This window comes from Rhizobacter sp. (assembly GCF_035702065.1).
In the GTDB taxonomy this organism is placed as follows: Bacteria; Pseudomonadota; Gammaproteobacteria; order Burkholderiales; family Burkholderiaceae_C; genus Rhizobacter.
Map to the genome: position 1 here is coordinate 1 of NZ_DASSRA010000335.1, position 10,502 is coordinate 10,502.

The 10,502-nt window shown below is 67.7% G+C and carries 11 protein-coding genes; 6 read left to right on the plus strand and 5 right to left on the minus strand.

Going from position 1 to position 10,502, the window contains the following annotated elements:
* Nucleotides 1-256: 256 nt before the first annotated feature.
* The gene (locus VFL64_RS14965) at nucleotides 257-688 is read right to left on the minus strand and encodes a DUF1841 family protein (protein WP_489541179.1); all 432 of its coding nucleotides are present in this window, start codon (nucleotides 686-688) and stop codon (nucleotides 257-259) included.
* 25 nt (nucleotides 689-713) lie between these two features.
* Here VFL64_RS14965 and VFL64_RS14970 point away from each other — a divergent pair, with 25 nt between their 5' ends.
* Together VFL64_RS14970 and VFL64_RS14975 are read left to right on the plus strand one after the other, a co-directional pair.
* Nucleotides 714-1,457, plus strand: a complete 744-nt coding sequence (locus VFL64_RS14970) for a sulfite exporter TauE/SafE family protein (protein WP_489541180.1) — start codon at nucleotides 714-716, stop codon at nucleotides 1,455-1,457.
* Between the two features lie 56 nt (nucleotides 1,458-1,513).
* Nucleotides 1,514-2,668, plus strand: coding sequence for an iron-containing alcohol dehydrogenase (locus VFL64_RS14975; protein WP_489541181.1), 1,155 nt, complete (start codon nucleotides 1,514-1,516; stop codon nucleotides 2,666-2,668).
* Here the strand turns inward: VFL64_RS14975 and VFL64_RS14980 are convergent, their stop codons facing one another.
* From VFL64_RS14980 to kefF, 3 genes are all read right to left on the minus strand, one after another.
* Complete coding sequence (locus tag VFL64_RS14980; protein ID WP_489541182.1) at nucleotides 2,669-3,637, minus strand: M14 family metallopeptidase; 969 nt, start codon at nucleotides 3,635-3,637, stop codon at nucleotides 2,669-2,671.
* Nucleotides 3,634-5,496 (minus strand): glutathione-regulated potassium-efflux system protein KefC, encoded by a 1,863-nt coding sequence (kefC, locus tag VFL64_RS14985; RefSeq protein WP_489541183.1) that lies wholly within the window; start codon nucleotides 5,494-5,496, stop codon nucleotides 3,634-3,636. The genes VFL64_RS14980 and kefC overlap by 4 nt, the downstream gene beginning before the upstream one ends.
* Nucleotides 5,497-5,576: 80 nt before the next feature.
* On the minus strand, nucleotides 5,577-6,212 hold the full coding sequence (gene kefF / locus VFL64_RS14990) for a glutathione-regulated potassium-efflux system oxidoreductase KefF (protein WP_489541184.1): 636 nt from the start codon (nucleotides 6,210-6,212) through the stop codon (nucleotides 5,577-5,579).
* 81 nt (nucleotides 6,213-6,293) lie between these two features.
* Here kefF and VFL64_RS14995 point away from each other — a divergent pair, with 81 nt between their 5' ends.
* The 4 genes from VFL64_RS14995 to VFL64_RS15010 all read left to right on the plus strand — a co-directional run bounded on the left by VFL64_RS14995 (nucleotide 6,294) and on the right by VFL64_RS15010 (nucleotide 10,076).
* Entirely contained in the window at nucleotides 6,294-6,911 is a 618-nt protein-coding gene (locus VFL64_RS14995; protein WP_489541185.1) for an AAA family ATPase, read from the plus strand.
* A complete protein-coding gene (locus tag VFL64_RS15000; RefSeq protein WP_489541186.1) occupies nucleotides 6,908-7,360 on the plus strand; it encodes a MaoC family dehydratase in 453 nt (150 codons plus the stop codon). Before VFL64_RS14995 ends, VFL64_RS15000 begins: the two co-directional genes overlap by 4 nt.
* Before the next feature lie 90 nt (nucleotides 7,361-7,450).
* Entirely contained in the window at nucleotides 7,451-8,197 is a 747-nt protein-coding gene (locus VFL64_RS15005) for a response regulator (RefSeq protein WP_489541187.1), read from the plus strand.
* Between the two features lies 1 nt (nucleotide 8,198).
* Nucleotides 8,199-10,076 (plus strand): ATP-binding response regulator, encoded by a 1,878-nt coding sequence (locus VFL64_RS15010; RefSeq protein WP_489541188.1) that lies wholly within the window; start codon nucleotides 8,199-8,201, stop codon nucleotides 10,074-10,076.
* A gap of 15 nt (nucleotides 10,077-10,091) precedes the next feature.
* Here the strand turns inward: VFL64_RS15010 and VFL64_RS15015 are convergent.
* Nucleotides 10,092-10,502 (minus strand): pantoate--beta-alanine ligase (locus VFL64_RS15015; RefSeq protein WP_489541189.1); only part of this gene is annotated, 411 nt, incomplete at its 5' end.

A 10,502-nucleotide genomic window follows, 5' to 3' on the forward strand; every position in this document is an offset into this window, starting at 1 on the left:
GCTCATCAAGGCCGCGCTCAAGCGGCACAACGAGCTGGTGCTCAACATTCCGCTGCACCGCCAGGTAATTCCCTGGGCGGCTCGCGCCAACGTGGATGCTGTTCACCGCCCCGACAACTGGCTGGAGTGGCGCTGGATCACTGTGAAGTAGGCCCCCCAGTCGCTCTCGCTCCTGCCCCCGAGGGGCGCCACCCAGCGGCCCGGCAGAGCCGGTTCCGCGGGTGTTGCTTGATGTGAACCTGGCTTCGCTGGTTCGTTAGCGGGTCGCGCGGCGCCTGACGCAGTCGATGTACTTGTGCCCGTCGGGTGGCTGGCCGCTGCGCTGGGATTCCCACATCATCTCGCCCAGGCACTCCATCACCTCGTGGTGGGCCTCGTGCGCCGAGCCGCGCTTGGCGGCGAGCAGCGCGTAGGCCTGCTTGATGCCGCGCGGCTGGTCGATGCTCACCTGCTCGCTGATCGACAGGTGCATCGACAGGTGCAGAAAGGGGTTGGTGCGGCCGGCCTCGACGTCGTAGACCGCGGCAAGCGCCGCTTCCACGTCGCTCAGCTCGGCGTGGTACTCGGGGTGATCGTCGATCCAGTCGGCCGCGGCGGTCTCCATGGGCGTGAGCGGCAGGCCTTCGCGGCGCTTGCGGAAGGTGTCGCAGAAGAATCGGCGTACGTCGTGCTGGGAGGGGGCGAACATCGGAGAATTGTCTCTTTTCGCCTGAATGATCACCGACCCTGGGTTTTATGCCGTGGCCGTGCCCGCGGTGCTGATGATGGGTTTGGCCAAGAGCGGCTTCGGCGCCGGCTTCGGGCCTCTGGCCACGCCGCTGATGGCGCTGGCCATTCCCGTTCCCGAGGCGGCCGCCATCATGCTGCCCCTGCTGCTGGTGATGGACGCCGTGGGCGTGAAGGCGCTGTACCGGCAGTGCGACCGCCAACTGCTGCGCCTGTTGCTGCCGGCCGGCCTGCTGGGCGTGGGGCTTGGGGCGATCACCTTCGGCGTGCTGCCGAGCAAGGTCGTGGCCGGCATCGTGGGTGGCCTGACGCTGCTTTTCCTGGCGCAGCGCATCGCCTTCCCGCCGCGAGCCGACAGCGGGCCGCCGCCGCGCTGGCTGGGCCGGCTGCTCGGCATCGCCTCGGGCTTCACGAGCTTCGTCTCGCACGCCGGTGGGCCGCCGCTCAGTGCCTATGTGCTGCCGCTGCGCCTGCCGCCGATCACCTTCACCGCGACCACGGCCATCTTCTTCGCGGCGGTGAACCTGTCCAAGGTGGCGCCCTATGCCTGGCTGGGCTTGATCGACCTGCGCAACATGAGCACGGCGCTCGTGCTGATGCCGCTGGCGCCGGTGGGCGTGTGGATCGGCGTGAAGCTGGTGCCGCACATTCCGCAGCAGCTGTTCTACAAACTGGTCTACGTCGGGATGTTTCTCACGGGTGTCAAGCTCCTGTGGGACGCAGCAATTTAAACGGCCGTGCGAAAATGTCGGCTTCGCTCTGCATTTCCAAGAATCGAGGAACCACCATGCCCACTCGCAGCTTCCTGATGACCGCCGAAAACTACATGGGCGCAGGCTGCCTGGCCGATGCCATGTCCGTCATCCAGTCGCGCGGCTTCAAGCACGCGCTGATCGTGACCGATGCGCCCCTGACGGCCCTCGGCGTCACGGACAAGGTGGCCGCGTTGCTGCGTGAGCGCGAACTTGCTGTCTCGGTGTTCGATGGCGTGAAGCCCAACCCCACCGTTTCCAACGTCGAAGCCGGCCTGGCCGTGCTCAAGGAGGCCGGGGCCGACTGCATCATCTCGCTGGGTGGCGGCTCGCCGCACGACTGCGCCAAGGTCATCGCCGTGTTGGCCACCAACGGCGGCGCGGTGATGGACTACCGAGGCGCCAACAAGGTCAAGAAGGCGCCGCTCGCGCTGATCGCGATCAACACCACGGCCGGCACCGCCAGCGAGATCACCCGCTTTGCGGTGATCACCGAGGAGACCAAGCACCTCAAGATGAACATCGTCGACCGCCAGCTGGCCCCGCTGATCTCGGTCAACGACCCCGAGCTGATGCGCGGCATGCCCGCCTCTCTGACTGCCGCCACCGGCATGGATGCGCTGACGCACGCCGTCGAGGCCTACGTGTCGATCCTGGCGACCCCGGTGACCGACGCGTGTGCCCTGCACGCCATCAAGCTGATCGGCCAGTACCTGCCGCGCGCCGTGTCCAACGGCAAGGAAGACATCGAGGCACGCGAGAACATGACCGCCGCGCAGTTCCTTGCCGGCATGGCCTTCAACAACGCCTTCCTCGGCTATGTGCACGCCATGGCGCACCAGCTGGGCGGCCAGTACAACCTGCCGCACGGCGTCTGCAACGCGCTGCTGCTGCCGCACGTGGAGGCGGTGAACGTCTCAGCCTGCGCACCGCGCATGGCCGATATCGCCCGCGCGCTCGGTGTTGACACCACCGGCCTGAGCACCGAGGCCGCCGCCCAGGCGGGCGTGAAGGCGATGGCCGATCTGGCCCGCGCGGTGGGCATCCCCGCCAAGCTGTCGGACTTGGGCGTGAAGCGCGAAGACTTCGCGATGATGGCCGTCAACGCGATGAAGGACGGCTCGGGCTCGACCAACCCGCGCAAGCTCTCGCAAGCCGAGATTGAAGGGATCTTCGAAGCGGCGTTCTGACTAGGACCGCAACTTGCGCTCACTCCTGAGCGCAAAGTAGAACCACTCGTTGCCCGGGAGGGCCGCGGGGTTCGGGAACACGATGAAGCCATCGGCCGGCGCATGCAGCGCCGTGCCGTCGGCGCGTGTGCCGATCAGCTCGCCAGCGCGCAGCGGGTCGTAGCTGGCCCAGTCGCGGGCGAAGCGGTCGTCCGGGTGATGTCGGTCGGTCACTTCAGCGAGCCTCAGGAACTCGATGTCCGTTCGCGCCGGCGGCTCGGGCTCGTCCACCAAGCGCAGGTGCGCCAGTGTGTGGCGGATGGCGCGGTAGGCCACCTCGGGTGCCCGCGGGTCGGCGTGCTGGCCGCACTCGAGCGTGATGGCGTAGCCGCCCTGGCTGCGCATGTACTCCGTGGTGCCCACGCCATAACTCGGGTCCGTGCTGAGCATCTGCGCGCGATCAGCCGGTGTGCTGCGCCGCAGGCGCTGCTGGACACCAGCGGCATAGGTGTCGAGCCAGCCTTCGACGATGCGGCGCGGGCCCAGGCGCAGCGCCAGGGCTTCTTCCTCCGCGGCATGGGCGAAGGGCTCCAGCGTGCCGCTGTTGTCGGCTGGGCCGATCATCGCGAAGGGCTGTCCAGCGGTGTGGAAGGAATGCAGGTCCAGCAGCACCTCGTGCTCGGCCAGCAACGGGCACAGCACGTTGGCGATGCGGTCTTCGTAGTCCTGCGGGTCGGCGTTGGGCCGCAGGTTGCGGTTGAGATTGCGGTCGCCCGCGCGCTGGCCGCGCTGGTAGGCCAGCGGGTTGGTGACGGGCACGAAGGTCACGCTGCCGCGCACGATCTGCAGCGCGCCGCTGTCGAGCTCTTTCAGCACCCGCTCGATGCCACGCGTGCCGCTGGTCTCGTTGCCGTGCACGGCGCCCAGCACGATGAGCCGGCGGCCAGGTTGCAGGGCTTTGAAGGCATGGGTGCGCAGGAAGGCGGTCATGGGGTTCTCTCGGTCGTCTGTTGTTCCGACGCGTTCTGTTCGGCCTCGACGCTCCAGCCGGCGCGCCGGGTGCGGGCCTGCGCATCGGCGCGTTCCTTGGCCCAGAGCTGCTCGAGCTGGATGCGGCCCTGTTTGGCAACGGCGATCAGTTTGGCTTCGTCCTGGCGATGGAGGTTCATCTCTTCCAGCAGTTCGATGCTGTGGCGGCGGAAGCGCAGCGCCAGGTTGCGCGCCTGGTGGCGCTCCCAGCCCAGGGTTTCGAGCACGCTGCGCGCGCTCATGAGGGCCGAGTCGAGCGTCTCGCGTTCGATCAGCGTCACGCCGCGTTCGCGCAGGCCGTAGTAGTGCGTCACATTGCGGGCACGGGCGACGATGGTGAGGTGCGGGAAGTGCTCGTTCACCACGTCGACGAGCTTGAGGCTTTGCTCCACGTCGTCGATGGCGACGACGATCAAACGCGCTTTCTGTGCCCCGGCGGTGCGCAGCAGGTCGAGCCGGGTGGCGTCGCCATAGAAGGCCGGCCAGCCGAACTTGCGCAGGCCTTCGACTTGCTCGGCGTCGTGTTCGAGCACGGTGGCGTCGATGCCGTTGGCAAAGATCAGGCGGCCAACGATCTGGCCGTAGCGGCCGAAGCCGGCAATGATGACCGGCGCGCTTTGCGGCTCGCTGATCTCGGCCATGTCCACGCGCTTGTGCTTGGCCAGCAGCGGTATCCACCACTTGTCGGCGGCCACCAGCAGCAAGGGCGTCAGCAGCATCGAGATCGCCACCGACGCCACCAGCAGCGACGAGGTGGGCGCGTCGATCACACCGGAATTGGCTGCGCTCTGGAACACCACGAAGCCAAACTCCCCGCCCTGCGCCAGCAGGATGATGAACACCGGCCGCTCCGGCTTGGGCAAGGGCATGGCCCGGCCCATGCCCCACAGCACCGCGGCCTTGAGGGCCAGAAAGGCCAGCACCACGGCAGTGACCAGGAGCGGCCGCTGCAGCACCACCGCGAAGTCGATGCTCATGCCCACGGCGATGAAGAAGAGGCCAAGCAGCAGGCCCTTGAAGGGCTCGATGTCGGTCTCCAGCTCGCGGCGGTATTCGCTTTCGGCCAGCAGCACGCCGGCCAGAAAGGCCCCCAAGGCCATCGACAGGCCCACCACCTGCATCAGTGCGGCCGTGGCCACCACCAGCAGCAGGGCGGCGGCGGTGAAGATCTCGGGCGTGTCGCTGCGGGCGATCCAGCGCAGGGCCGGGCGCAACAGCAGGCGCCCGCCGAGCACGATGGTGGCGATCACGGCCACCGCCTTGGCTGCTGCGAGCCAGGCGTTGCCTTCCGCGTGCGCGCCGCTGGCGGCCAGCAAGGGCACCAGAGCGAGGATGGGGATGGCGGCAATGTCCTGCAGCAAGGCGACGCTGAGCAGGCTTTGCCCGCTGGTGGTGGCCATCAGGTTGCGCTCGGCCAGCACGCCCAGGCCGATGGCGGTGGACGACATGGCCAGCCCCAGCGCAGCCACCAGGGCGATCTGCCATGGCACGCCCGCCACCACGCCGAGCACCACCAGCAGAGCCGTGGAGCCGAACAGCTGCACGCTGCCCCAGCCGAAGATGGGCTTGCGCAGTGACCACAGGCGGCGTGGCTCCAGCTCCAGGCCGACGAGGAAGAGCATCAGCACCACCCCGAACTCGGCGAAGTGCAGCATGTCCTGCGGGTCGGTCACCAGCTTCAGGCCCCAGGGCCCGATGGCGATGCCCGCACCCAGGTAGCCGATGATGGCGCCCAGCCCCAGCTTCTTGGCCAGGGGCACGGCCAGCACGGCCGCAGCGAGGTAGATGAGGCCGCTCGTGAGCCAGCTGCTGTGTTCCATCTCAGTACCTCCCGGCCGTTCCGAAGGTACTGAGCGCCCCCTGGGGGGGCAGCGAACGAAGTGAGCTTGGGGGTTTCATGTCACGCCACCTCGGCGGTGGGGGTTGACTCTTCCTGCGGGCGTGCCGAGCGCGGCACCTCGCAGGCGACGCACTCTTCCATCTCGTCGAGTTCGGGCCAGGCGGGGTAGCTGGCCAGGCGATCGGTCAGCGTGCGGGCATGGGCCTCCAGCCCGGCCGAGCTCACGCGGTGGGCACCGTGCAGCACCATGGGCGGCAGGAATCGCATGCCGCACAGGGTGGCGCTCTGCTCGTAGGCGGGCATGAACGCGTCGAAGTGGTAGCGGTTGTAGCCGGTGGGCTGGTACGACTCCTCGGCGCCGCCGGTGCTGGTGACGAGCCACAAGTCCTTGCCTTGCAGCGCCGTGCCCTCGGGCCCGTAGGCCCAGCCGAAGGCCAGCACCTCGTCGAGCCAGAGCTGCATCAGTGGGGGCATGTGGTACCAGTGCATGGGGTGCTGCCAGACCACCAGTTGGGCCGCCTTGAGCGCGGCCTGCTCGGCGGCCACGTCGATCAGGTAGTCAGGGTAGAGGGCGTACAGGTCACGCACCTCGACGCGCGGAACTCCGGCGGCGGCCTGCATCAGCGTGCGGTTGACGCGCGACAGCTCCATCTGCGGGTGGGCGGTTATCACCAGGATGTCTGTGGTTTGGGCCATGAAATTCGCTGGTAAGTCTTGATGGGCGGGGCTTGAGGGGGCCCGTTAACATAACCGCAAACGCAAACTCGGGAGCAGCGCATGCCGGTGATCGTGGTGGCCAATCCGAAGGGTGGTGTGGGCAAGAGCACCTTGTCGACCAATGTGGCGGGCTATCTGGCGCACGCCGGGCACGCGGTGATGTTGGGCGACGTGGACCGCCAGCAGTCGACCCGAACCTGGCTCTCCCTGCGCCCGGAAGGCCTGCCCAAGATCACGGGCTGGGACGTGAATCGCGACGAGATCGTGCGTCCGCCCAAGGGCACCACGCACGTGGTGCTCGACACCCCGGCCGGCCTGCACGGCAAACGGCTCGACGAGGTGATGAAGCTCGCCGACAAGGTGATCGTGCCTTTGCAGCCGAGCATCTTCGACATCCATGCCACGCATGCGTTCATTCGCGAGTTGATCGCCAACCGGCGCAGCAGCAAGGTCGAGATCGGCGTGGTGGGCATGCGCATCCGCGAGGGCACCATCTCGGCCGACCAGCTGCGCAGCTTTCTTGGCACCTTGGAGACGCCGGTCATCACGTTCCTGCGGGACACTCAGAACTACGTCCATCTCGCCGCCCGTGGCCTCACGCTGTGGGACGTGGCGCCCAGCCGCGTCGAGCGCGACTTGGAGCAGTGGCAACCCCTCATCAGCTGGATCAACGCATGAAAGTTTTCGAGAAGATTTCCGATCTGCAAACCCTCGTCGGCCAGGAGCTGGGTGTCTCCGAGTGGACGACCATCACGCAGGAGCAGGTCAACAAGTTCGCCGACGCAACGGGCGACCACCAGTGGATCCATGTCGACCCCGAGCGCGCGAAGGCCGGCCCCTTCGGTGCACCCATCGCCCACGGCTTTCTCACGCTCAGCCTGCTGCCCGAGATGACGGCCTCGGCCTTCCAGGTCAAGCAGACGCGCATGGGCGTGAACTACGGCCTCAACAAGGTGCGTTTCCCTGCGCCGGTGCCGGTGGGCAGCCGCCTGCGCGGGCGCTTCAAGCTCGTCGAATATGTGCCGCTCGAAGGCGGTGCACAGATGACGGTCGAGTGCACCATGGAGCGTGAAGGCTCCGACAAGCCCGTGTGCGTGGCCGAGTCCCTGGCCCGGCGCTACGCCTAGGGCTTGCCCCAGCGCCCCCCTTAGGAGGGAACCGGTGCCTGTGACCCCTCGCATACGATCCCGAGTCGCACACACCTAGGGGGAACAACGATGAAAGTGCTGCTGGTCGATGACCATCCGCTGATTCTTTCGGCGCTTCAAACGGTCATCAAAGGCTTGGGAGACCACGTCAATGTGGTGGGGGCGGGCAGTGCCCGTGCGGCACGCGAGGCGCTCAAGAACGAGAGCGATTTCGACCTCGTGCTGCTCGACCTGCAGCTCGGCGACGCCGACGGCTTCGATCTGCTGGTGGAGTTCCGCGCCGGCTACCCCGCGCTGCCTGTGGTGGTGGTGTCGGCCTCCGACCGTGCGAGCGACGTGATCCGTTCCATCGACCTGGGCGCCATGGGCTTCGTGCCCAAGCGCGCCACCAACGAGACGCTGTTCGAGGCGCTGCACATGGTCATGTCCGGCGGCATCTACGTGCCGCCCATGACCATCGGCACCGAAGCCCCGCCACCACGCAACCGGCGCAGCACCGACCTGCCCGGCGGCCAGCTCAACGTGGTCAGCAAGGAGGCCACCGACAGTGGCTTCCAGACCCAGCCCAGCCTCGCCTCGCTGGGCCTCACGCCACGCCAGACCGACGTGCTGGCCTTGTTGCTGCAGGGCAACCCCAACAAGCTGATCGCACGCGAACTCGGCCTGTCGGTCGAGACCGTCAAGGACCACGTGGCGGCGGTGCTGCGCGCTCTGGGCGTGAGTTCGCGCACGCAGGCGGTGCTGGCCGTCAGCCAGATGACGCAGCAGCACGGCGGCTTCTCGACCTGGCGCGGCAGCCAGACCAACTCCCGCTGACATGCCCACGCCACCGCCCAGCCATGACCTGTCCGCACCGCTGGGCGAGGTGAGCAGCAGCGGCGGCGCGACCGATACCGCCACCAAGGCCATGCTCGACGATCAGGCCTCGGCCGAGCGCGTGGCCGACATCTACGCCTATCTGCCCACCACCACGGTGGCGATGGTCGTGGGCGTGACGGTGGTTGTCACCCAGTACTGGCGCCTGGTGCCCCGCCCGGGCATGGTGGCCTGGCTGGTGGCGCTGGGCGTGTTGGGGTTGGTGCGAGCCTGGATGTCCTACGCCTTCAAGCACCGCCCCAACGACGACCGCGAAGCCCTGCTGCGCTGGTACCAGGCCTGGCGCGCCACCACGCTGTGCGCCGGGGCGCTGTGGGGCGTGGCGGCCTGGTTCTTCTACGGCTATGGCAGTGCCACCGAAAGGGTGATCCTGATCCTCACCATCTACAGCTTCTGCATGGCCGGCATGCAGATCCTTTCACCGCAGCACAACACCTTCTACGAGTTCTGCGCGCTCTGCCTCACCCCGCTGGTGGTGCGCACGGCGCTGCCGGGAGACTCCAAGAGCTTGATGCTGGCAGCCTACCTCCTGGTGATCTTCGGCATCACGGTGATGCTCGCGCGGCTGTACCGCAAGAACAACCAGGGCCTGGTTCAACTGAAGGTGCGCGCCGACCAGCTGCTGATCCAGCTGCGTGCCGAGAAGGCCGCCGCCGAAGCGGCCCGCCAGGAGGCCGAGGTGGCCAACCGCGCCAAGACCCAGTTCTTCGCGGCGGCCAGCCACGACCTGCGCCAGCCCTTGCATGCGATGGGCCTGTTCGCGGAGGCGCTGCGCCAGCGCAGCCACGACGAAGAGGTGTCGCAGCTCGTGGCCAGCATCAACGGCTCGGTCGATGCGCTCGAAGGCCTGTTCTCCGAACTGCTCGACATCACCAAGATCGACACCGGCGGTGTCGACGTCACGCCCGAGCACTTCAACGTGGGCGAGATCTTCCGCAAGTTGCGCCTGCATTTCGAGCCGGTGGCCTTCGAGAAGGGGTTGGCCCTGCGCTTCCGCGGCAACCAGCACAACATCTACGCCGACCCCGTGCTGGTGGAGCGCATCCTGCGCAACCTGGTCTCCAACGCCATCCGCTACACCAACGACGGCAGCGTGCTGGTGAGCTGCCGCCGGCGCGATGGCCGCATGCTGCTGCAGGTGTGGGACACCGGCGTGGGCATCCGCGAGCGCGAGCAGGAGCACATCTTCGAAGAGTTCTACCAGGTGCCCTACAGCGAGACGCTCTCGCCGCAGCAGCGCAAGGGACTGGGCCTGGGGCTGGCCATCGTCAAGCGCCTCGCCGCGCTGATGGAGGTGCCGCTGACGCTGCGCTCCGAGTCAGGCCGCGGCACCGTGTTCTCGCTGCAGCTGCCGCCCGGCAAGGTGCCGCGCGTGCGCGGCCCGAGCGACGTGGCCGGCAAGGTGCCGCTCGGGCTCACGCTCGACCGCAAGTTCATCGTGGTGGTTGAAGACGAACCCGCGGTGCGCGGTGGCCTGGAGGTGCTGCTCAAGGGCTGGGGTGCGCAGGTGGCTGCGTTCGAGACGGTCGAGGCCTCCAGCGCTTGGGCGCAGGCGGCTGATCCGGTGGCGCAGCGCCCGGACTTGTTGGTCGTCGACTACCGCCTGGAGCAGGGGCGCACGGGTGTGGAGGCGATCCAGGCGCTGCGCGAACGCTTCGGCACCGAGATACCGGCCATCATGGTCACCGGCAGCACCATGACCGGCCACGAGGCGGCAGCCCAGGCGCACAACTTCCACCTGCTGGTGAAGCCGGTCGTACCCAACAAGCTGCGGGCGATGATCGGCTTCAAGCTCGGCGTGCGTGCGTCGAACTCGTAGAGCCGGTTCAGCGGATCAGAACTCGAGGTTGTCGATCAACCGGGTGGTACCCAGGCGGGCCGCACCCAGCGCCACCAGCGGGCCTTTGGCATCGGCTTCGATGGGCGCCTGCAGGTCGTTGCGGCGGCGCACCGTCAGGTAGTCCGGCTGCCAGCCGCGCGCAGACAGACTTTGTGCCGCCTGGGCTTCGAGAGCGGCCAGCTGGCCCGGTTGCGCACGGTAGCCATCCGCCAGGCGTTTGAGCGTTTGCGACAAGGCCAGCGCCTCGGCCAGTTCGGCCTCGCTCAGGTAGCCGTTGCGTGATGACAGGGCCAGTCCTTCGCTGCTGCGTCGTGTTTCGCCGCCTTCGATGACGATGGGCAGGGCGAACTGCTCAACCATGCGGCGGATCACCATCAGCTGCTGGTAGTCCTTCTTGCCGAACAC

Bases quoted from the DNA above. Each gene is read 5' to 3' on its own strand.
- VFL64_RS14975 (WP_489541181.1), top strand. From the start codon at position 1,514: ATGCCCACTCGCAGCTTCCTGATGACCGCCGAAAACTACATGGGCGCA.
- VFL64_RS14965 (WP_489541179.1), bottom strand. From the start codon at position 688: ATGTTCGCCCCCTCCCAGCACGACGTACGCCGATTCTTCTGCGACACC.
- VFL64_RS14980 (WP_489541182.1), bottom strand. From the start codon at position 3,637: ATGACCGCCTTCCTGCGCACCCATGCCTTCAAAGCCCTGCAACCTGGC.
- kefC (WP_489541183.1), bottom strand. From the start codon at position 5,496: ATGGAACACAGCAGCTGGCTCACGAGCGGCCTCATCTACCTCGCTGCG.
- VFL64_RS15010 (WP_489541188.1), top strand. From the start codon at position 8,199: ATGCCCACGCCACCGCCCAGCCATGACCTGTCCGCACCGCTGGGCGAG.
- kefF (WP_489541184.1), bottom strand. From the start codon at position 6,212: ATGGCCCAAACCACAGACATCCTGGTGATAACCGCCCACCCGCAGATG.
- VFL64_RS14970 (WP_489541180.1), top strand. From the start codon at position 714: ATGATCACCGACCCTGGGTTTTATGCCGTGGCCGTGCCCGCGGTGCTG.
- VFL64_RS15000 (WP_489541186.1), top strand. From the start codon at position 6,908: ATGAAAGTTTTCGAGAAGATTTCCGATCTGCAAACCCTCGTCGGCCAG.
- VFL64_RS14995 (WP_489541185.1), top strand. From the start codon at position 6,294: ATGCCGGTGATCGTGGTGGCCAATCCGAAGGGTGGTGTGGGCAAGAGC.
- VFL64_RS15005 (WP_489541187.1), top strand. From the start codon at position 7,451: ATGAAAGTGCTGCTGGTCGATGACCATCCGCTGATTCTTTCGGCGCTT.